Genomic DNA, 21,189 nt, shown 5'->3' on the forward strand with positions numbered 1-21,189 from the left:
CGGACCCCTTTCTGAAAAATTCAACTTGATTGTAAACTAAAGGAGATGAGCAAGATGCCAGCTTATATGGTTAATGAATACTATGTTTTTACGTCTTATGAGGATCTATCTTCCCTAATTCATGATATTATCCATTACTCACTTCTGCCTTCGCGTCAAGACAGACATTCGTTTTCTATACTCGTTGGTCAGCTGGATACGCAAAGCCTGCAGTTTGAAGTGGACGATGGTAAATCCGTCCCAGTGCGTTATGAAAGGGAGGAGGATCTGTATTATTCTGTTTGACCTAGAGTATGTACCAGGTCCCTACAGAAATCGGACCCTATTAAGATGACTACGTGATCACATAGAAGAGTTTCCTGATCAAGATAAGACCGGGAAGCTCTTTTTGATGCTTCTAGCAAGGGGATAGTCTATAGGTCATAAGAACAGATGCGAATTCCTCACACAATTAAATTTCATAAAATAACTTACTAGCATCGCGAAAAAAAGTTTCGCAGTATTTCGCAGATGATTTTCTATCTTCAAAAATAAAAGAGTGCTCCACGTCATTCGGCCCAAATACTTCTGTTTTCTCATAAATGTGATTTAATGCACAAGTAATTATACAAACGTACCATTAGTGCATATATTTTGGATAACATGCTTAAAATATGATGATATAATCAATACAGGAGAAAACATGTACATTTCATACTTGTCTGTATTAATGAAATGAGGAGGATGAATATGCTAAATCAGTTGAAGAGAATATTGGAGGATAGTGGATTAAGTCAATTATTCGAAGTGAAAGAAGAAAATGATAGAACGAGTTTTCCTAACCCACATGTGGCCTACCGCGTCCAATTTAATTTATATAGAATTCGGGCTTTTGAGTTATGGGGAGACGTAAATGCCTTTGAATTTAGAATTTATTACGGCAGTAAATTAAATCCCATCTTAAAACAACGTTTAATCGAAATACCTGGGGCTAAAAATAGTACGAATCGTAAAATTGATTATAAAACTAATGATTATGTCGCTTTGGCTAAAATGATTAAAGATATATTGCTAGAAAAAGAAATTATGGAAGTTTGTAAGTCAACTAGTGATATTGCAAAGATTTCTCAGTTTGAAGGGCTTGTGCTGAAAGACATTGATGTGACAGATGCAACGGTTCTTGGTCGACCTATTGAATGGAGTCAAATCATTGCGATTTATGAAGACGACTCGGAAGAAAATATTTTGAAAGAAGAATTGTCGAAAAGTGGGGTTTACCTTCAGCGTTCCAAGGATGGGGCAAGTAGATATGTAGGGAGTGCTTACGGAGGTGGCGGAATCTTAGGGCGTTGGATGAAACACTTAACATCTAATGGCAATGCCCACCATTTAAACTTGTTCGTACTTGAAAACGGATATAACGAAATCGAGTTCTTAGTATTAGAATTACTTGATGATGGAACAGATATTATGCAAAGGGAAGTCATGTGGAAAAAAACCTTGGCTACTGTAAATCGTGGTCCTTATAATAGCATACAATTGAACAGGAATTAGTGAAGGGTTCTTGTGCCTCATATTATTCAGACACTATTCCTTCAACTAGATAATTATAAAAAAGAGTTTCCTAATCAAGATATCGATCGGGAAGCTCTTTTTGGTGCGTTTAGTGAGGGCATAGTCTATAGGGTGTAAGAACAAATACCAAGCTCCTACATAACTAATTTTATGGAAAATCTGCGTAAAAGGCTGACAAGAAAACATCTTTTCCTTAGATCTATTCACAGTAGACGGAGGAAAGCGGAAGTAATAGCTCCAAATTATATATTACCTCGAAAGGATCGTTAGGAATCGCCATATATACTATATTCAGTGGATAATTAACTAATAGTAGTATTTCGAAAGTAGAATTATTGCCGGAAATCTAGTGGATAAGCTTTTTGTAATGGTATAATATATCTAAAATGTAAAGTCCGATTAATACATGAAATATTAAGAAGTGCATCTACAAAACACCATTAATAACAGCTTAAGTTATTTTATTAAACGAAGTATCAGCAAAGGAGGCAAGTGGATGATGAAAAAGACCGTTATTCTGTTATTACTAGTTTTTCTATTGACAGGTTGCTCAAGTAGCACGTTTGATCAAGCGATGGAACAAAGTAAGCTTGCGTTAGCGAATGGTGAATATGATAAAGCGCTGTCTTCAGTCGACTTAGCATTGGATGAAAAACCTAGTGATAAAGAGGCACTTGAGATGAAAGAAGATTTGAATAGATTTTATTCGGTAAAGCAAGAGATGAAAGACGGTGACTGGGACGTCGCCCTAGAAAAGGCTGAAAAGATGCTTGGACAAGACAAGCTAGCCACCGGGCTACGGAAATCGTTAGAAGACATGGTCGATACGGTGAAGACGAATCAACAAGTGTCTGCAAAAGTGGCGGCTCATGTAAAAGACATTGAGACATCTGTTGAAGCAGGTGAGCTTGAGGAAGCGCAACAAACAATAGAAGAGCTCCGTAAAGGTCAGGCTTCACTAGACGAATTCAGTGAAAAACTAGCTAGTTTGGAGAAGCGATTAGAAGATGAACTAAAAAAACAACAAGCTCCACCTGTAGTGGTACAACCTCCCGTCGTTCAGCAAGATCAAAGTACTGCGCTTCAATTGGACGTGATACCAAAACAAACGGGCCAGCAACAACAGTATCGCAATAAGCTAGACGCAATTGAAGTAGGCTTAGCTGATCTGAATCATTTATATGCGAATGGTATTACGTCTGAAATGTCTGAGGCGGAAAACGAAAGATATACAAGATGGGATAATGCGCTTAATGAGATATATGGCGTATTGAAGAAGCAGCTATCTGCGCAGGATATGGAACAATTGCGTGTAAAGCAACGTGAATGGATAAAATATCGTGATCACACCGCTAGTGTCAATGCAGCGGAATTTGCTGGCGGGAGTTTTGAGCCAGTCACTTATATAGGAACATCCGCTGATTTAACTAAAGAACGTTGTTATGCATTAGTGAATCTTTATATGAACTGATAGGGGTGAGGCGTAATGGCAAACATCTATGGAATGCAGCAATTGAAGCGCATGATTCTGAATGAAACTGATGCCAATACTCATAAAGGGTTGCTTGGTGAAAAAGAAATCTTGCTTATGCTACAAGAACAGTTGCCTGACGATGCTCATGTAATCCATAACCCTACATTGATTCACTATGAGGCGGACATTTTAGTTATAGAGGAAAATATCGGATTTATGTTTTTGGAAGTAAAGACTTGGAATGAACGATTTATAGAACGATTTGATCCAAATGGAAATATATTGACCAAAAGGGGTCAGCACAAACCGCTGAAACAAGCAGAAAATTATCGTAGTGAGCTTAAAAGCACACTTTCATCGCATCTAACGAATTCAATGAGACAAGACCCGCATCAGATAATTTCATCTGTCGTAGTATTTAACGGGATCTCTAAAGAACAATTTTTACATCGTGCAGAAGTTCTTGGTTGGGAAGAAGAATGGAAGAACAAATTCTTATCTAAACACTTTTTCTACACTCGAGAGTCAAGTGGATTCTATAGCTGGATGATGAGATCTAAAAAGTTCAATGCACGTAGAGTGTCCGACTACTTTTCTAGTGAGAGTTTGGAACGACTAATTGAAATTTTGGTCACTGAAAATGAAATCAAGAAAAATCTAATTGAAAACAATTTACCACTCAAAGTTAAACGGAACCAACAGAAGGCTGTTTCAAATATTAATGTGTCTGTACGAAAAGATAAACAAAAGAAAGTGGAAGTCAGTTCAATTCCTGAATCAGAAAAGAAAAATCAATTAGGGGTATTTGTCACTCTGTTAGCAATTGCAATAATTCCACTTTTTTATATCTTGAATGACTGGGGATATGATAATGAAAGCTATGAATGGCAGGAAGATAGTACAACTGACAATACGATATTTTTAGACGTGAAAGATGATGGGTTGCCAGAGGGTTCTGGAAGCGCATATGACTACTATATTTTAGCGGACAGTCAATATACTAAACTGGTAGAAACGCAGCTTTATGGTTTGTCGAAGTCAGATTTACGGATAGCACGAAATGAGATATATGCGAGACATGGATATATATTTGAATCTGCTGACCTGCAAAAATATTTCTCCTCCCAGTCTTGGTATGTACCAGATACTCTATACAACTATGAACTAACTGACATAGAACAATATAATGTTACTTTAATACAATCTATGGAATAAGTTATACAATAAAATATGTTTTAGACAGTAAAGCCTTTCCATCGCAGTAAACGATGGAAAGGCTTTTTTAAACAATACTCTGTATCTTTCTACATTGTCCTATCGTATAATCAATAAGAACCAGTAAATTACTAATTTTAAGGGGACATTGAATGATGACGATTCTAATTATCGGTGACATAGGAAATGATGTCCTTAAAATTCAAAAAAGCTTGCAGCAACTGGGACTGTATACGATTCATGTGTTTCAAAGTGCCTATACAGCGATTCAATATGAACATTTGTTTTTACAAGAAGAAATCAAGCTGGTTATTTATGATGCGAATTTGGATGCAGATAACTGTGAAGCGCATTGTCGGGAAATAGAGGCACTGTGTGTATGGCGGGATGTGCCGATTTTGTTGTCGACGTCTTATGAGAAGCCGGTTATCTTTGAGCGCTTACTGGAAGTTGGGATCTTTGATTTTATTCTAAAGCCGTTTGACTTTTTCCAGCTCAAAACGCGGATTCGAATTGCGCTTACATATTATGAGGAAACAAAAAAACGAAAAGAGCATGAGTATCAGTTGGCGATAGATTTAGCGATAGCGAAAAACGTCCAGAAGAGTGCATTGACTCCCGCGTTGTCGCTACCACATATTGAAGTGGATGGAATCTATTTTACTTCTCAAGCTCTGGGCGGGGATATGTATTGTTGGTTTCAGCTCGATGAAGATTTAACGGCAGTCATGTTGTTTGATGTGATGGGGCATGGGGTTGCGGCGTCACTTGTAACAATGTCGATTCGTTCCTTGCTCAAGGAAATTATTATGCAGTTGATTGATCCGGTACTTGTGATAAAAGAAGTGAACCGGAAGATTTATGAGTTGTTTTCTACTGATGGACTGGACTCGTTTTTAGTGACGGCCGTCTATGCTGTAATCGATAAGAAGAATGGTACGCTGCAGTATGTGAACGCTTCGCATCCGGAAGGCGTCATGTTCGGGAAGTATGGAGAAACTGTGATGATGCATGCGAATTCTCCCATTCTCGGTCTGTTTCCATCGATTCAAGTGCAGGCGAAAAGTATTCGTTTGACAGGTTGGCATCGTATTATTTTGTATACAGACGGGTTAGGGACGTTATATCCTGATCTGAAAATTGACTGGAGCTTTTTTCATTCGCACAGTTCGCAAAATAGTCGCGTCATGTTGCGGAAGTTTACGGAAGAGTTCGGATTATCACATTTGCCATTGGAAGACGATATTACAGTGGTTTCGATTACCACTTCGTTATAAGTGAGGGAAGAATGTATGGAATTCAAGTTCACAATTACCCCCAATCAGCCGTCGATTCAGTTGATTGATCAATTAATGGAGAGTTACATGGCGCTGTATTCGATTCCATTCGCAACAGAAATTTGTTTTGTGACGCACGAGCTGGTCATTAATGCAGTGGAGGCAATGGAGAAAGAAGGACGGACAGAGTCGATTGAAGTACGTATGCAAAATGATGAACAATATGTGCAGATTACAGTGTCTGATTTTGCGAAGGGGATACCGGAAGAACAGTGGCCGGTCGTGCTCGATGCAACTATAGACGATGAGAGTTTTTGTGAGCGTGGACGCGGCTTTTTGTTCATTCAGCATATGGTCGATCAGCTGTGGTTTGAACAGCTGTCCGATCAACAGTTTTTAGTCGGTGTGAAGAAAAATTTAGTGATGGCGGTGGAAAAGTAAATGAAGTGGACGATTGGGAAAAAGATTAATGTAGTTATTTTACTAGCGATTTTACTACTATCAGGCATTTTAAGTGGCCTGAATTATAATGCGACCAAAGGGAACTTATTGAAGGCGGCAGAAGCTAAGCTCATTTCCGATTTGACACTGAGTTTAGAGTTGCTGGAAATTTCCGTGCCGGGCGACTGGTCCATTACGAATGGTTCATTACATAAAGGAAAAATGGATATGTATGAGGCGTACGCGATTCCTGATCAGTTGGGCGAATTGACAGATGGAAATACGATGTCTATTTTCCAAGGGGATACACGTATTGCGACAAATATTATTGAAAATGGAGAACGACGTTTAGGGACACAAGTAGCGGCTGAAGTGGGAGACGTCGTGCTCGGCAAAAAAGAACGTTTTCTTGGCACCGCAGATGTACTCGGCAAGCCATTCCAAGCAGCCTATGATCCGATACTTGATAAAGACGGAGAAGTGATCGGGATTATCGCAGTGGCTGTTCCGACAGCGCCTTATATAAAGATCGCAACTTCTTCTGCTATGCAGACCATTATTATTTCGCTAGTGCTTGCATTGCTCATCATTCTAATCGTGAGCTTTATCATTCAGCGTATGCTGATCAAGCCTATAAATCGATTACGTGATAATGCGAATGAATTAGCTGATTTAAATTTAAACGTCGAGCTATACGAAGCGAAAGGAACGGACGAAATTGCTGAACTATCTGTTGCATTTCGAAATATGAAAGAGCAACTTACGGAAACGATGCAAAACGTTGCGCGAAATGCCAATGAAATTGCTCATTCATCGGTCGCATTGGCAGAATCCTCCCAGCAGACAAATGAAACGGCTAGTCAAATCGCTTCCACGATGAATGAAATTGCGTCAGGCGTGACGAATCAATCTGAACAAGCAGAACGAATCGCAGGCATGATGCGTGATACGATCGTAGAAGTAGAAGGCAATTTAGGAAATGTTGAACAGAGCTTAAAGAACGCGCAAGAATCTACAGTCATAGCGCATGAAGGCGAGCAGTCAATCAGTAAAGCAATTTCACATTTAGGCACAGTTACAGAAACGGTAAGCTATGCGACTGATTCGATACAAAAATTAGGTATGCGTTCTGAAGAAATCGGCGGTATTATTACCGTTATTACCGCAATTTCGGAACAGACGAATCTACTTGCGCTAAATGCGGCAATTGAAGCGGCAAGAGCAGGAGAACATGGTAAAGGATTTGCGGTTGTTGCAGCAGAAGTTCGTAAACTAGCTGAACAATCAACAGGAGCTGCCCAGCAAATTACGGATTTAATTACAGATATTCAAGCAGAAACATCGGTTACAGTGCGGACGATGGAAAGTAATTTAACAGCAGTAGAGGAACAAGTGGTTATTATTAACCAAGGCGGGGAAGCACTTAAGCTCATAGTAGAGAAAGTAAGTGTGACAGAGGCTGGTGTAGTGCATATAAAAGATGCATTCAGCGCAGTGAATTCCAATTCGCTTACTGTCCAAGACGCTATCCAAAACATTTCAGCTATCATTGAAGAATCCGCTGCAGCGACGGAACAAATTGCCGCTTCATCTGAAGAACAGTATGCAACAGTCGCTGAAATTGCCGATAATACAACCAGTTTAGCAGAGGTCGCGGATCGTTTACGTGAAGAAGTAAATAAGTTTAAAATGTAATGGAGGTTAGTAGTATGGAACAGAAAACAGCAGCGTTGCAAGTGGTGGAAAAAGATACGTACGTGAGTCTCGAGTTTTCGGGCCATTTGCAATACGCGTTGATTGAAGCGTTGAAAAAACGATTGCAAACAACACCGTTTAAAGAAGGTCGCAGTTTCATTTTAGATATGAGCAAAGTACAAAATATCGACAGCACAGGCTTCGGTATGATTGTAAACTTTGCCAAAAAGGTTTCTTTAAAAAACGAAAAAATCGTCATCATTATAGTGGATGAATTCGTCCGCAAGTTATTTGCCATTTCCCAATGTGATAAAATCTTCCCGATTGTCGACAGCGAAGCAGCGGCATTAGAGGTTATAAAGCAGTCAGTTGAGACGGAGTTGTCTGTTAACGATTATTGATTTTCATAAGTAAATAAATTCAAAAAGCCTTCTGATTAAGTTCAGAAGGCTTTTTTTAGCTATTAAATGATGCCAAAAAGGCAGTTACAGTCTTTTGAAAAGCATATCTAACTGTTAAGATTTGTTTGATTATATAAAATTGATTGTATGTTAACATAGATCATGCCTTCACAACTATAAGAAGAATGAAGAGAAATTTCATTTTTAACAGAAAGGATATGATTACATGAAAGTATTATTAACAGGTTTTGAGCCATTTCTAGATTATCCAATAAACCCTACGAAAGAAGTAGTGAAAGCTATTGTATCGGAAGGAATTACCGGTTTAGAGATTATACCTAAGATATTATCTGTTAGATTTAATCATTCAGAAAAAGAGTTATTAAAAGCAATTGAAGAGACGAATCCTGACGTGGTAGTGATGTTAGGTTTAGCGGCTGGGCGTTCTAAAATTACTCCCGAGAGAATCGCGATTAATGTAAAAGATGGGGATTTGGATAATGACGGATACGCACCATCTGATGAACCGATTGATCCTGCTGGCGCTGATGGAATATTTTCAACGCTTCCCATTCGAGAAATGACTAATCGACTAGTAGAAGCTGGATTACCTTCCGTTATTTCTAATACTGCAGGTACATATCTCTGTAATAATATCATGTATGCCGCTCTAAATTATGCAGAAAAACAAGAGGTGTCCTATCGGGCAGGTTTCATTCATATCCCAGCCTCACATGAGTTAGCCTTAGTAAATAAAAAATTACCGAGTTGGTCTTTGGATGATCTAGTGAAAAGTGTTCAGATCTGCTTGAAAACATTGTGAAAAAAGAAATAAAGCCTTCATAATCGGTAAATCGATTATGAAGGCTTTATTTGAATTTTGCGGAATACTCATATTGCTATTATACTATTTTTATTATTTAAATAGAAAATTTAGAACATAGTGCACTATTGGTATGCAATATCAGATATACTGGACCAATACAATTTCAGTATAAGAAAGGAAGATCAACTGTATATGGTGACATCGAGAGAGAAAGAACATAAACCACAGCCGAACGAGAGAAAAAAGTGGAAGCTGGAAATGCCAGATACATATGTAATTTTATTTTTAGTGTTACTAGTGGCAGTGGCCGCGACATACATAGTACCAGCGGGTTCATTTGAAAGAGAAACGATTGAGGGAGTGGAAAGGGTCATTCCTAATACGTACGCACAGGCTGACAAGGATCCTACTGGATTTATGGATATCTTTTTGGCGTTGCAAGAAGGAATGGTTCAATCTGGCGGCTTAATCTTTCTAGTATTATTTGCGGGTGGGGCATTTGAAGTAGTAGAGCGCTCGGGAGCGATTAAAGGTGGAATTTTGAGAGCGGTCGATAAAACGAAAGGTAAAGAGTTTTTATTGATTGCGCTCGTTTCGATTTTATTCGCGCTAGGTGGAGCAGTTGGTGCTGTTGCTAACTCTATCATTCCATTCGTTGCGATTGGTGTAATTATTGCAAGAGCACTAAAACTCGATGCGATTGTAGCGGTGGCGATTACATTTGGTGCTACATTTGCTGGATTTAACGTTGGGTTCCTAAACCCCTATACAGTAGGAATTGCACAAACTGTTGCGGACGTTCCACTGTTTTCAGGTATGCTGCTGCGCGTTGTAGCGTTTGTCGTAATTGTTGGTGTGACTATTTTATATACGTGGCGTTATGCAAAAAAGATTATAGATGATCCGTCGAAGAGTTTAATCGGTGTATTGGACGATAGTGATCCGAACGCCTCTGCAGAAGATTTGATAGCTCCTTTTACAGGAAGACATAAAGTAATCTTATCTTTTGTTGGCTTATGTTTAGCATTCTTTGTTTTCGCAACGATTAAATTCCAGTGGTCTATTGATCACATGGCTGCATTCTTCATTATTATCGGTATAGGCTCCGGTATCATTGCTAAAATGAATTACAATGAAATTACGATAACGTTTCTTGATGGGTGTAAAAATATTGTGTATGGTGCTTTAATTATTGGGGTTGCCAGAGCGATTTTGATCGTAATGGAAAATGCTCAGATTTTGGATACGTTTGTTCAAGCTCTTTCTGTGCCATTGGCAAGCTTATCTCCTGTATTTGGCGCACTTGGAATGTTTGTTGCCAATGGTGTGATGAATTTCTTCATACCTTCAGGAAGCGGACAAGCGATTATTGCAATGCCGATTCTATCACCTTTAGCGGACATGATTGGTGTAACTCGACAAGTCGCAGTTCAAGCTTATCAGTTTGGAGACGGATTCACGAATAGTATTTTTCCTACATCAGGCCCCCTAATGGCAAGTTTGGCTGTTGCGGGTGTGGCGTGGGTGAAATGGGCGAAGTGGATGTTGCCATTGTTGTTGATCTGGACAGTGATCGCTGTGATTATGTTGACGTTTGCGGTCATGATTGGATGGGGACCGGTGTAATATCGAGTAATAGATTCGATATATGTATAGACAGCCGCCATTTTTATAATGGCGGCTGTTTTCATTAGCGCTTACAAGAATAAAGCAGTCTTGAAAGTCCTTTTAAAATAATCGCCAAGGCAAATAATACGATGACGATGATTAAAATTCCCACAACGACTGTTAGTAACAAGTGTCCTGTGAGACATGCTAACAAAGTAGGGACGATTAAAAACAATCCCAATACTGCATATGCGGCTAAAATCCCAAAGAAAAATAGCCATTCATTACTTACGTTTAGACATTTCGACATAAACTTCACCTCCATGCTGTACTGTATGTAGCAGCTCATAAGGCGATGTAATGCAATACACTCGGTTGTTAATGTAAAAGGGTATTTATACATAGCAAGTTTTGAGTTAATGTAATAAAACTAGCTAGAATCGATTGGTGGGTAAGGCGATGTTCTGCTGGATAGTTTGAAATTGCTAGAAGGCAAACAGAAAGTGGTCGTCATGTAAAAAGGATAATCAGACTATTACAATCTGTCCTACTATTCGACAAATTTTATGATAAACTAGAAAACGTCTATACAACTAGAGAGGAGTGGATGATATGCCACAGATGCTTGCTTTCGTTATTTTAGCAGGGATTTTATTCATCGGAGATTTTATTGCAGTTCGTACAAAAGCATGGATTCCATCAATTTTTGTCTGTGCGGTTTTAATGTTATTCGGTTATTGGACATTTTTCCCTGAGGAAATGGTAGCTACTGCGGGTATACCGCCAGTCGTGGCTTCATTATTGATTTACTTGCTAATTACTAATATGGGGACATTGCTTTCTGTACAACAGTTGAAACAGCAATGGAAGACGATATTGATTTCATTATCAGGAATAGTAGGTATTATCGTATTTCTTTTCACTATTGGATTACTGTTATTTGATATAAAAACGATATTGGTCGCAATACCACCGTTAGTTGGAGGCATTGTTTCAGCCTTGATCATGTCTGAAGGTGCGACTGAAGCGGGCCTAGCTACTTTATCAGTTTTTGCGGTAGTTATTTATGTCATGCAAGGTTTTGCAGGATATCCTTTGACTTCAGTTGTGTTGAAAAAGGAAGGTAAGATGCTGCTTAGTAAATATCGTAAGGGAGAACTAGAAATGAAGGAATATTCTCCTGGAGAAGAGCCGATTACGCATGCTGAACCGAAAATGTTCCGAAATATGCCGGAAAAGTATAATACTAATTACTTTAAATTTTTCCGCTTAGCGTTTGTTGCCTTTCTCGCATACGGCGCTTCTACACTTCTTGCGCCAATTGTCGTGATCAGTCCATATGTTCTTTGCTTATTATTCGGGATTCTTGCAACAAGTGTAGGTTTCTTGGAAAGACAAGTGCTTGAAAAAGGAAATGGGTTTGGCTTTGCGATGCTTGCATTGATCTTGTATGTATTGGATGGCTTGAAGAAGGCAACACCTGAGATGATGATGGAGATTTTGTATCCGCTTGTTGGCTGTATCGCAATAGCCGTTGTCGGAATGTATATTTTCTCGTTCTTTATTGGAAAAGTACTAAAAGTGAGTAAGGAAATGGCGTTTGCTGTTTCATTAACCGCATTGTATGGCTTTCCAGCAGACTATATTATCACCAATGAAGTCATTAATTCATTAACGGAGGATGAGAAAGAAAGAGAAGCGTTAACGAGTCATATGTTGCCACCGATGCTTGTCGGAGGATTTGTCAGTGTGACGGTTGTTTCTGTTATCTTAGCCGGTCTTTTCGTTGGATTCTTATAATATGGAGGGAATAGTATGACAGCAAATAAAGAACGAATCGAGCAACATATTGATGCGCTCAAACAATTTACAGCGACGCCTGGACAAGGTGTGACGAGATTGACATACAGTAAAGAAGATTTACAAGCTCGAAATTATATTAAAGAAAAAATGACGGAGTATGGCCTTGCTGTTTCTGAGGATGGGTTTGGTAATATCTTCGGAAAGCTAGAAGGAACGTTATCAGACGCGCCTTCCGTTATAGTCGGATCACATTTTGATTCGGTTCCTAACGGGGGAGCGTATGACGGAACAGCGGGAGTGGTCGTTGGACTAGAAGTAGCGGCACTATTCCAAGAGTTGCAACTGAAGCCTACATATCCACTCGAAGTCATTGCGATGGTTGAAGAAGAAGGATCACGATTTGGCGGAGGTTTGATGGGCTCAAGGGGCATGATGGGCTTATTATCGGAAGAAGACTTTTATGATTTAGCCGATAAAGACGGCATTCTCGCTACGGATGCCATGTCCGAGATCGGACTGGATTACTCTAAGGAGAAAGTGAGATCACCTGAAACCATTAAAGCGTTTCTTGAACTTCACATTGAACAAGGCCCGATTCTAGAAGAGAAAGGAATTCGCATCGGTGTTGTGGAAGCGATCGTTGGACTCAATCATCTAGAAGTAACTGTGCAAGGACGTGCGGGGCATGCGGGCACTACGCCAATGGATTATCGTTCCGATGCGCTTGTTACTGCGGCCAAATTGATAGCAACGTTTCCACAGATTGCAAAGGAAACAGGCCATGGAACGGTTATTACAACAGGTCGACTACACGTGTTTCCAAACGGTGCCAATGTAATTCCGGATAAAGTAGTCTTTTCGGTTGATATTCGCTCGGGCAAAGAAAAACAGATTAGCCAAGCGCGACAGCAAGTGGATGAATTACTATCTGCTCATAATGGAGTGGGTGGCATCACTATATCTGCTGAAGAGCAGTTGTTTATTGAGCCGAAAGAATTGGATACTGAACTTCGTCGTTTGTTGAAAGAAGTGAGTGATGAGTTGTCGATCCCGTATTGCTCCATGAGTAGCGGGGCAGGACATGATGCGATGGTTCTGTCTGATTTCACAGCGTGTGGCATGCTATTTATTCCGAGTAAAGATGGACTCAGTCATTGTCCGGAAGAATGGTCGGATGCTGGCGATTTGGCGGATGGTACAGATGTGTTGTTTGAGACGATTAAGCGATTGGTTATGTAAGGTTTTGCGTAGAGTAATCTTGTGAATGATGAATGGACCTCAAACCTATACTGGTTTGAGGTCTTGTTTTATTTAGTAGATTTTAATCCATCCAACACAGCAGAAGTCATACTTTGAATTTCTACTACCGGATCTAGACGATCTCTAAAAATAATCCAGTCATAAATCGTCCCGCGCATGCAACGTGTGATGAGCATGGATATATAATTAGCTGAAAAGTCTTGTCGGAATTCATTGCGTTCTATTCCTTCTTCGACAAAGGAGTGGATGATTTGATAAAGTTGTCGATTTTGATTCGTTAAATAGTGATCGTCGTCTATCGTTAAGGCGAGTGCGCTTGTGTAGATCGTTCGAATAAAGTCTTTCCCCAAGACATCGCGTAAATACGTCATTTGACCTTGATAAAAGAGAATGATTTTTTCTGAAGCACTTAATTCAGTTGGGATGCTAGGGACAAAGGATAGATAAAAGTTATCGATGTCTTTAAATTTCTCCAGGAAAATGTCATATTTCGAACTATAGTGAACATAAAATGCCCCTTTTGAAACATTGCATGCTTTGGCAATACTTTCAACCGTTACGTTATCAAAACCTTTCTCATGGAAAAGCTCCAAGCCCTTTTCAAGGAGGCTTTTTTTAGTTTCTAATGCTTTTATTTGTCTAGCTGTTAGTTCTGTCAAATTCTATTCCTCCTCTACAATGCTTGTTAATTAGTACTATGATAGCATATTTAAAGAATTTCAATAAATTGGTTGACTATTTTGAAATTCATCGGTATTCTTAAGTGACTGCAGTATGTGACCGCGGTATGTGAAAGATTTATTCATACTGTACTAGAGATTTATATATTGTCCAATACGTTTTTATATTTTTTTGCACTAAATGATAACGCTTTCATTTTCAGCAGACTAAAAGGAGGAGTATGTATGGCGAACGAAAAGAAGATTGGGTTTATCGGTCTCGGGAATATGGGTTTCCCGATGGCGGAAAATTTATTGAAAAATGGGTACACAGTATACGCATTGGATATTAATAAGGATTCCGAAAAACGATTTGCAGAACTGGGTGGGCATGTAGGGCTGACAACGTCTTCACTATTAGAAGAAGTAGATCTGGTTTTCACTAGTCTACCTACTCCTGCTATTGCTGAAAGTGTTTATTTAGGCGAGGACGGTATTGTTCCTAACGGGATCAAGCCATTGGTCTTAGTGGATTTGAGTACGATCTCACCTGAGTTAAATAGAAGTATCGAGCAAGAAGCATTGAAGCGAGGGCTTGAATATTTAGGTGCTCCAGTTAGCGGTAGTGTCAGTGGAGCGGTGAATGCTACGTTATCGATCATGGTCGGTGGTAAAAAAGAAACTTTTGAATCGGTGTTGCCTTATCTACAAGCAATTGGGTCGAACGTATTCCATGTAGGTGAGGATCCAGGTGTCGGTACAATCGTTAAGCTTATTAATAATATGATGGCAGGTATTCACAATCAAGCCGTTGCAGAAGCACTTACACTAGCAAAGCTTGCTGGCGTGGATCAGGATATTGTCTATGACATTGTCAATGTGAGTTCAGGCGCAAGTACCATTCTTACTCGAAATTACAAAACATATATTTCGCAGGATGAGTACAATAAAGGCGCATTCACTACTTCGTTATTATTAAAAGATTTGAAGCTTGCAAAGCATGTGTCCGACTCTCTTGAGGGCGAGTTACCGATTGCATCACAGTTGATAGAATACTATGAAGCGGAAGTAGAAAAAGGCCATGCGCATGAAGATATGTCTTCTTGTTACTTGATGCTCCAGGATAAGTTAACTAAACAAAAACAAAATTCATAATAAAACTAGGAGGAATAGCGATATGCAAAAAACAAGTGTAAAGACGTTGACTCATTTTATTAACGGTGAAATGGTAGAAGGAAAGAGTGGAAGATTTGGCGATGTTTTCAATCCCTCTATCGGAGAGAAAATTGCTGAAGTACCATTGGCTTCGACAGAAGAAGTGAATGAAACGGTGCAATTGGCGAAAGAAGGATTTAATAAGTGGTCGAAGATTTCAGTCGGCAAGCGAATGGAAGTTCTTCACAAGTTCCGAGCGCTACTTGTAGAAAACACGGATCGATTAACACGAGCGATAGGTGAAGAGAACGGGAAAACACTTTCTGATGCAGCGGGTGAAATTACACGTGGAATTGAGTCAGTAGACTTTGCGCTTGGAGCTCCACACTTGTTGAAAGGTGAGCACTCAGTGAATGTAGGAGGAGAAATCAATTCTTACTCTATGCACAAACCTTTAGGCGTTGTGACTTGTATATCTCCATTTAACTTCCCGGTAATGGTACCTGTAGCGATGAGTACGATGGCTGTCGCAGTCGGTAACTCGATGATCTTGAAACCTTCAGAAAAAGTTCCTCATTCTGCGTTGATTCTCTCGGAACTCTGGGCTGAAGCAGGATTGCCAGCGGGTGTTTGGAATGTGGTCAATGGTGATAAAGAAGCCGTAGATGCATTACTGACGAACAAAGACGTTATGGCAGTGAGCTTTGTCGGTTCGACGAGAGTGGCGGAAGCGGTTTATGAAAAAGGAACGAAACATCATAAGCGCGTACAGGCATTTGGTGGCGGAAAGAACAATATGGTTATCATGCCGGATGCAGATATCAATACAGCAGTAAATTCATTCCTAGGCGCAGCATATGGTGCTGCATCACAGAGATGTATGGCGATTTCCACTGCAATTCCTGTAGGTCAGAAGACGGCTGATGCATTTGTTGCGAAGTTGACGGAGAAAGTGAACGAACTGAAAGTCGGAAAGTTCGACGATCAAGACGCAGACTTTGGCCCGGTGATCAGTGCAGAAGCAAAGGCAAGTGTCATCAAGTCTATTGATTTGGCTGTAGAAGAGGGCGCTGTGATTGCTGCAGACGGACGTAATCCTAAAGTAGACAATGAAAACGGCTATTACTTAGCGCCGACATTGCTAGATCATGTGACAACGGATATGAATGTGTATAAAGAAGAAGTGTTCGGACCAGCTCGAATTGTCGTTAGAGTAGATACGCTTGAAGAAGCCATCGATCTAATCAATGAGCATGAATATGGTAACGGCGTGACGATCTTTACGGACAGTGGTAAAGCAGCGCGAATGTTCACTGATCAAATTGAAGTAGGAATGGTAGGCGTCAATGTTCCGATTCCAATTCCAGTTGGTTATCACAACTTTGGTGGGTGGAAACGTTCAAGATTCGGAGAAGGGCAAATGTTTGGTCCAGATACTGTACGTTTCTTCACAAAAACAAAAACTATTTCTGAGAGATGGTTTGATACTGCTTATAATGATGAAAGCAAAACAGATTTCGACTTCCCAAGTAGCTAATTAACCATAAGCAGGATCGTAGTGAATAATAAACTCCGATCCTGCTTTCTTTCTAGAATGCATTCGTTATGAAAAGATAAGCCCGAAATTCTTGTAGAGTGTATAGCCTAATAGAGGAGGGGTAGGATGTTAGGGATATTCATAGGCTTAGTGTTACTTATGGTATTGGCTTATAGAGGTTGGTCGATCATCTGGATTGCACCTGTTTGTGCAGGGATCGTCGCGTTATTTGGTGGATTGAACTTATTGGATGCGTATACAGATACATATATGACCGGTTTCGTGAACTTCGCGAAGCAATGGTTCCCCGTGTTTATGTTGGGGGCGATATTTGGAAAACTAATGGAGTCTAGCGGCATGGCTCATTCTGTAGCTATTGGTATTTCACGCGTATTTGGTAAAGAGCGTGCAATTATCGGCGTAATTGTCGCAGCAAGTGTCTTGGCTTATGGTGGTGTTAGTGTATTTGTTGTAGTATTTGCTGTGTATCCTTTGGCAGTGAACATGTTCAGGGAAGCCGATATTAGTAGACGACTCCTTCCAGGAACGATCGTAGCAGGGATGATGACGTTTGCTATGACGGCATTGCCGGGTACTCCACAAATCCAGAATTTGATTCCGACGCAGTATTTTAATACGACTGCTGCAGCTGCACCGATTATCGGTCTCGTTTCATCAGCTGTCATGATCGTTTGCTCCATACTGTACTTGAATAGACGTGTACGCGTATTGAGAGAAGCGGGTGAAGGATTCGAAGAGCGTAAAGAAGATGCGAATATGGAAGAAAGAACTAGTTATCCACATGTCATTCTTTCTCTACTTCCTTTATTGGCTGTAATCGTGACGTTGAACTTTTTAAAGTGGGATATCGTTCTCGCGTTAGGTACAGGTATTGTTCTCATATTAATTATTTCATTCAAGGAGTTTAAAGGCTTTACGAAAGCGATCAATAGCGGGGCGAGTGATTCCGTTATGGCGATGATCAATACAAGTGCCGCTGTTGGTTTTGGAACTATTGTGCGATCTGTTCCAGGATTTGAAAAGTTGAGCGATGCTATTTTAGGCATTAATGCCAATCCTTTAATTTCTGAAGCGATAGCAGTAAACGTTCTAGCAGGAGCTACAGGTTCTGCTTCAGGTGGACTCGGTATTACGTTGGAAGCGCTAGGCTCGCATTATTATGAAATTGCGACAACTACTGGCCCATCACCAGAAGCCTTTCACCGGATAGCATCCATTGCTTCGGGCGGGTTAGATTCCCTGCCACATAATGGGGCGATTATAACGATTTTAATTGTAACGGGGATGACGCATAAGGAGTCTTACAAAGAGATGGGCGTCATCGCAATTGTATTCCCTATGTTATCGTTGATTCCTGCGATTGCGCTTGGGATTATGGGGATTAATTAATAGTAGTTCCTGAAGTACGGACAGAATAGTTTTCTGCATGATCGCTACCTAATTAATACTATACAAAGCAAAAAGACTTCTAATCCAAATTGGGTTAGAAGTCTTTTTGGAGTTTTATTTCATTGTAGACGAATCAGGAAGTTTGTTGATTATTCCCAACGACCTGTAAGTACTTTCTGACGCGTATAGAAGTTCAATCCGTCTTTACCATTCGCATGAAGATCCCCGTAGAATGAATCTTTCCAACCAGAGAATGGGAAGAATGCCATCGGTGCTGGAACGCCGATATTTAATCCGAGCATGCCTGCATCGATGTTTTCACGGAAGTTGCGCACATTTCCACCGTCTCTTGTGAAAATACAAGCTCCGTTACCGAAATTGGATTTATTGGATAGTTGGATTGCTTCATCTAAGTCTTTAACACGGCTAATAGAAAGGACAGGGGCGAAAATTTCGTCTTGCCAAATTTTCATTTCGCTCGTTACGTTGTCAAAGATTGTAGGTCCGACAAAGTATCCTTTTTCTTTCGCAGCATCGTCTGTACGTCCGTCGCGAATCATTGTAGCGCCTTCTTTTTCTCCAGTCGCAATGTATTGTTCTGTACGTTCTTTATGCGCATCACGAATGACAGGCCCTAGGAAGATTCCCTCGTCCAAACCGTTACCGATTGTCAGTTCATTTGCTCGATTAAGTAATAGCTCAACAAACTCGTCTGCGATATCGTCTTCTACTGCAACGACTGAACAAGCCATGCAACGTTCTCCAGCGGATCCGAATGCTGCGTTGATGATCTGTGTAGCCGCGTTGTCTAAGTTTGCGTCTTTCAATACGATCGAGTGGTTTTTCGCTCCTGCCAGTGCTTGAACACGTTTTAGATTATCTGTACCGCGTTTATAGACATACTCTGCAACAGGCTGTGATCCTACGAATGAAATCGCTGCGATCTTTTCGTGATCAAGGATGCCGTTTACTACGTCATGCGCACCGTGCACGATATTGAATACACCTTTTGGCAAGCCGGCTTCTTCAAGTAGTTCAGCCAGGCGGTTTGCTAGCATCGGTGTACGCTCGGATGGTTTAAGTACGAACGTGTTTCCTGTTGCGATTGCCATCGGGAACATCCAGCATGGTACCATCATAGGGAAGTTGAACGGTGTGATGCCGCCGATCACTCCGATTGGGTAGCGATACGTTCCAGATTCTAGTCCCGTTGCGACAGATGGCAAGTTATCTCCCATCATTAAAGTAGGTGCTCCAGCTGCGAATTCCACACATTCGATTCCACGCAATACTTCACCATGCGCTTCGGTAAAGTTTTTGCCGTTTTCAACTGTGATAATTCGAGCAAGTTCATCCCAGTGCTCGACTAATAGTTGCTGATACTTGAATAGGATACGTGCGCGACGTGGAACCGGTACTTCCTTCCACGTTACGAATGCTTCACTCGCTGCTTGTATCGCAGTGTCTAAATCTTCTTTTGTTGAAATAGGAACATGTGCCACTACTTCTGCTGTAGCAGGATTGTATACAGGTTCTGTCTGGTCCGTCGTAGCGGATACCCATTCACCGTTTATATAGTTTTGTACTGTTTTAATAGCTGTTGTCATGTATATGACCTCCTAGTGTAATTGCGTGTCAAATTAAAATTGGTATTCATAGCACACTTGATACAAGTCTGCGATTTTGTCTTCTGAAGGAACTTTTGGGTTGTTACCGGGACTTCCACTATCGATCGCGTCTTTAGACATTTTTTCGAGAGCGCTTACAAATTCTTCACGTGGGATACCCCATGTTTCAAGATTTGGAATGTCTAGTGCTTTACATAAGTCCCTAACAGATTGTACAGCTACTTCTGCCGCTTCTTCATCTGACAACTGTGCCGCGTCGGAAGAGAAGATACGACCGATATCTGCCAGTCTATCGATACATGAATCTTTACTATACTCTAGAACGGCAGGTAAGAGCATCGCGTTAGAGAAGCCGTGCGGTACATTAAAGAGTGCACCGATTGGTCGAGACATGCCGTGGACTAGACAAACAGACGCGTTTGAAAATGCGCTTCCTGCTTGAAGGGCAGCGAGTGACATGCCTTCTCTTGCTTCGATGTCTTGACCGTCCGTGAATGCTCTATATAAGTTCTTTGAGATTAATTGAATGGCGGATAAAGCCATTATATCTGTCATAGGATGTGCTTTTTTGGATATGTAGGCTTCAATCGCATGACTCAGTGCGTCGACACCTGTTGCAGCCGTTACTTTTTGTGGGGAAGACAGAGTGAGCAATGGATCAACAATCGCTACATTCGGCATGAATGCAGGCTGTTTGATCATCATTTTTACTTTAGTTGTTGAATTCGTAATGACCGTTACGTCCGTTGCTTCTGAACCCGTACCTGCTGTAGTTGGAATGGCGATATGAGGGACAGGCGCGATTTGCGCAACTTTCTTCATGCCTACGTAGTCTTCGATGTTCCCACCGTTCGTCGCGACTACTGCAACCGCTTTCGCCGTATCGATACAACTACCGCCACCCAATGAAATAATGAGGTCGCATTTTTCATCTATATACAATTGAAGTGCTTCATCTACATATTGATCATTCGGTTCGGAAGCTACACCGAGAAAGATAGCGCTTTCAACAGAATGAGAAGATAATTTCTGTTGGCATTCTTCTACGTAACCGAGTTTTTGCATGATTTGGTCGCTAATGATCAGCGCTTTTTTACCGAGGCGTGTGGCTTTTTCCCCAATCTGTTCGAAAGAATGTTGTTGATACAGAATAGTAGGGGGCATTTGAAACGTTTTGCAAGTTTCCATTAGGTCAGCTCCTTAAATTGTATTTCCTGTACTAGAGTGTGTATTTACAATAGAACAA

The 21,189-nt window shown here is 40.6% G+C and carries 19 protein-coding genes; 15 read left to right on the plus strand and 4 right to left on the minus strand.

The genetic code is table 11. The features are described from left to right. Positions 1-54 precede the first annotated feature (54 nt). From CSV76_RS06925 to CSV76_RS06970, 10 genes are all read left to right on the plus strand, one after another. Positions 55-285 (plus strand): hypothetical protein, encoded by a 231-nt coding sequence (locus CSV76_RS06925; protein ID WP_085428224.1) that lies wholly within the window; start codon positions 55-57, stop codon positions 283-285. Positions 286-729: 444 nt separating this feature from the next. Next, on the plus strand, positions 730-1,533 hold the full coding sequence (locus tag CSV76_RS06930; RefSeq protein WP_158232748.1) for a GIY-YIG nuclease family protein: 804 nt from the start codon (positions 730-732) through the stop codon (positions 1,531-1,533). A gap of 520 nt (positions 1,534-2,053) precedes the next feature. Then, on the plus strand, positions 2,054-3,025 hold the full coding sequence (locus CSV76_RS06935; protein ID WP_158232749.1) for a lysozyme inhibitor LprI family protein: 972 nt from the start codon (positions 2,054-2,056) through the stop codon (positions 3,023-3,025). 15 nt (positions 3,026-3,040) lie between these two features. Further along, on the plus strand, positions 3,041-4,243 hold the full coding sequence (locus tag CSV76_RS06940; RefSeq protein WP_085428227.1) for a YARHG domain-containing protein: 1,203 nt from the start codon (positions 3,041-3,043) through the stop codon (positions 4,241-4,243). 152 nt (positions 4,244-4,395) lie between these two features. Further along, positions 4,396-5,520, plus strand: coding sequence for a fused response regulator/phosphatase (locus CSV76_RS06945; protein ID WP_233204421.1), 1,125 nt, complete (start codon positions 4,396-4,398; stop codon positions 5,518-5,520). 15 nt (positions 5,521-5,535) lie between these two features. Continuing rightward, positions 5,536-5,961 (plus strand): ATP-binding protein, encoded by a 426-nt coding sequence (locus tag CSV76_RS06950; RefSeq protein WP_085428228.1) that lies wholly within the window; start codon positions 5,536-5,538, stop codon positions 5,959-5,961. After that, positions 5,962-7,656: a methyl-accepting chemotaxis protein gene (locus CSV76_RS06955; protein WP_099625085.1), complete on the plus strand. Its 1,695-nt coding sequence runs from the start codon at positions 5,962-5,964 to the stop codon at positions 7,654-7,656. It begins immediately after the preceding gene. 14 nt (positions 7,657-7,670) lie between these two features. After that, positions 7,671-8,057, plus strand: coding sequence for an STAS domain-containing protein (locus CSV76_RS06960; protein ID WP_099625086.1), 387 nt, complete (start codon positions 7,671-7,673; stop codon positions 8,055-8,057). Between the two features lie 226 nt (positions 8,058-8,283). Next, positions 8,284-8,880, plus strand: coding sequence for a pyroglutamyl-peptidase I (locus tag CSV76_RS06965; protein ID WP_099625087.1), 597 nt, complete (start codon positions 8,284-8,286; stop codon positions 8,878-8,880). Between the two features lie 195 nt (positions 8,881-9,075). Beyond that, positions 9,076-10,509 (plus strand): YfcC family protein, encoded by a 1,434-nt coding sequence (locus CSV76_RS06970; protein ID WP_233204422.1) that lies wholly within the window; start codon positions 9,076-9,078, stop codon positions 10,507-10,509. A gap of 64 nt (positions 10,510-10,573) precedes the next feature. Here CSV76_RS06970 and CSV76_RS06975 read toward each other — a convergent pair whose 3' ends face one another. Next, complete coding sequence (locus tag CSV76_RS06975; protein WP_099625088.1) at positions 10,574-10,801, minus strand: hypothetical protein; 228 nt, start codon at positions 10,799-10,801, stop codon at positions 10,574-10,576. Between the two features lie 302 nt (positions 10,802-11,103). Here CSV76_RS06975 and CSV76_RS06980 point away from each other — a divergent pair, with 302 nt between their 5' ends. Then, positions 11,104-12,291 (plus strand): hypothetical protein, encoded by a 1,188-nt coding sequence (locus CSV76_RS06980; RefSeq protein WP_099625089.1) that lies wholly within the window; start codon positions 11,104-11,106, stop codon positions 12,289-12,291. Positions 12,292-12,306: 15 nt separating this feature from the next. Next, positions 12,307-13,533: a Zn-dependent hydrolase gene (locus tag CSV76_RS06985; RefSeq protein WP_099625090.1), complete on the plus strand. Its 1,227-nt coding sequence runs from the start codon at positions 12,307-12,309 to the stop codon at positions 13,531-13,533. 68 nt (positions 13,534-13,601) lie between these two features. Here CSV76_RS06985 and CSV76_RS06990 read toward each other — a convergent pair whose 3' ends face one another. Beyond that, positions 13,602-14,213 (minus strand): TetR/AcrR family transcriptional regulator, encoded by a 612-nt coding sequence (locus CSV76_RS06990; RefSeq protein ID WP_085428237.1) that lies wholly within the window; start codon positions 14,211-14,213, stop codon positions 13,602-13,604. Positions 14,214-14,459: 246 nt separating this feature from the next. Between CSV76_RS06990 and CSV76_RS06995 the strand changes: the two genes are divergently transcribed. The 3 genes from CSV76_RS06995 (at position 14,460) to CSV76_RS07005 (ending at position 18,315) form a co-directional block, all read left to right on the plus strand. Next, the gene (locus CSV76_RS06995) at positions 14,460-15,368 is read left to right on the plus strand and encodes an NAD(P)-dependent oxidoreductase (RefSeq protein ID WP_099625091.1); all 909 of its coding nucleotides are present in this window, start codon (positions 14,460-14,462) and stop codon (positions 15,366-15,368) included. Between the two features lie 22 nt (positions 15,369-15,390). Then, positions 15,391-16,905: a CoA-acylating methylmalonate-semialdehyde dehydrogenase gene (locus tag CSV76_RS07000; protein ID WP_085428239.1), complete on the plus strand. Its 1,515-nt coding sequence runs from the start codon at positions 15,391-15,393 to the stop codon at positions 16,903-16,905. A gap of 126 nt (positions 16,906-17,031) precedes the next feature. Then, entirely contained in the window at positions 17,032-18,315 is a 1,284-nt protein-coding gene (locus tag CSV76_RS07005) for a GntP family permease (protein ID WP_099625092.1), read from the plus strand. Positions 18,316-18,464: 149 nt separating this feature from the next. On the opposite strand, the gene CSV76_RS07010 is transcribed toward CSV76_RS07005, so the two are convergent. Both CSV76_RS07010 and CSV76_RS07015 read right to left on the minus strand, forming a co-directional pair. Next, positions 18,465-19,922 (minus strand): CoA-acylating methylmalonate-semialdehyde dehydrogenase, encoded by a 1,458-nt coding sequence (locus CSV76_RS07010; protein WP_085428241.1) that lies wholly within the window; start codon positions 19,920-19,922, stop codon positions 18,465-18,467. A 33-nt stretch (positions 19,923-19,955) separates the two neighbouring features. Then, entirely contained in the window at positions 19,956-21,131 is a 1,176-nt protein-coding gene (locus CSV76_RS07015; RefSeq protein ID WP_099625093.1) for an iron-containing alcohol dehydrogenase, read from the minus strand. Between the last annotated feature and the right edge of the window lie 58 nt (positions 21,132-21,189).

Source organism: Sporosarcina sp. P17b, from assembly GCF_002743115.1.
Taxonomy (GTDB): domain Bacteria; phylum Bacillota; class Bacilli; order Bacillales_A; family Planococcaceae; genus Sporosarcina; species Sporosarcina ureae_C.

Bases quoted from the DNA above. Each gene is read 5' to 3' on its own strand.
- CSV76_RS06925 (WP_085428224.1), top strand. From the start codon at position 55: ATGCCAGCTTATATGGTTAATGAATACTATGTTTTTACGTCTTATGAG.
- CSV76_RS06930 (WP_158232748.1), top strand. From the start codon at position 730: ATGCTAAATCAGTTGAAGAGAATATTGGAGGATAGTGGATTAAGTCAA.
- CSV76_RS06935 (WP_158232749.1), top strand. From the start codon at position 2,054: ATGAAAAAGACCGTTATTCTGTTATTACTAGTTTTTCTATTGACAGGT.
- CSV76_RS06940 (WP_085428227.1), top strand. From the start codon at position 3,041: ATGGCAAACATCTATGGAATGCAGCAATTGAAGCGCATGATTCTGAAT.
- CSV76_RS06945 (WP_233204421.1), top strand. From the start codon at position 4,396: ATGATGACGATTCTAATTATCGGTGACATAGGAAATGATGTCCTTAAA.
- CSV76_RS06950 (WP_085428228.1), top strand. From the start codon at position 5,536: ATGGAATTCAAGTTCACAATTACCCCCAATCAGCCGTCGATTCAGTTG.
- CSV76_RS06955 (WP_099625085.1), top strand. From the start codon at position 5,962: ATGAAGTGGACGATTGGGAAAAAGATTAATGTAGTTATTTTACTAGCG.
- CSV76_RS06960 (WP_099625086.1), top strand. From the start codon at position 7,671: ATGGAACAGAAAACAGCAGCGTTGCAAGTGGTGGAAAAAGATACGTAC.
- CSV76_RS06965 (WP_099625087.1), top strand. From the start codon at position 8,284: ATGAAAGTATTATTAACAGGTTTTGAGCCATTTCTAGATTATCCAATA.
- CSV76_RS06970 (WP_233204422.1), top strand. From the start codon at position 9,076: ATGGTGACATCGAGAGAGAAAGAACATAAACCACAGCCGAACGAGAGA.
- CSV76_RS06975 (WP_099625088.1), bottom strand. From the start codon at position 10,801: ATGTCGAAATGTCTAAACGTAAGTAATGAATGGCTATTTTTCTTTGGG.
- CSV76_RS06980 (WP_099625089.1), top strand. From the start codon at position 11,104: ATGCCACAGATGCTTGCTTTCGTTATTTTAGCAGGGATTTTATTCATC.
- CSV76_RS06985 (WP_099625090.1), top strand. From the start codon at position 12,307: ATGACAGCAAATAAAGAACGAATCGAGCAACATATTGATGCGCTCAAA.
- CSV76_RS06995 (WP_099625091.1), top strand. From the start codon at position 14,460: ATGGCGAACGAAAAGAAGATTGGGTTTATCGGTCTCGGGAATATGGGT.
- CSV76_RS07000 (WP_085428239.1), top strand. From the start codon at position 15,391: ATGCAAAAAACAAGTGTAAAGACGTTGACTCATTTTATTAACGGTGAA.
- CSV76_RS07005 (WP_099625092.1), top strand. From the start codon at position 17,032: ATGTTAGGGATATTCATAGGCTTAGTGTTACTTATGGTATTGGCTTAT.
- CSV76_RS07010 (WP_085428241.1), bottom strand. From the start codon at position 19,922: ATGACAACAGCTATTAAAACAGTACAAAACTATATAAACGGTGAATGG.
- CSV76_RS07015 (WP_099625093.1), bottom strand. From the start codon at position 21,131: ATGGAAACTTGCAAAACGTTTCAAATGCCCCCTACTATTCTGTATCAA.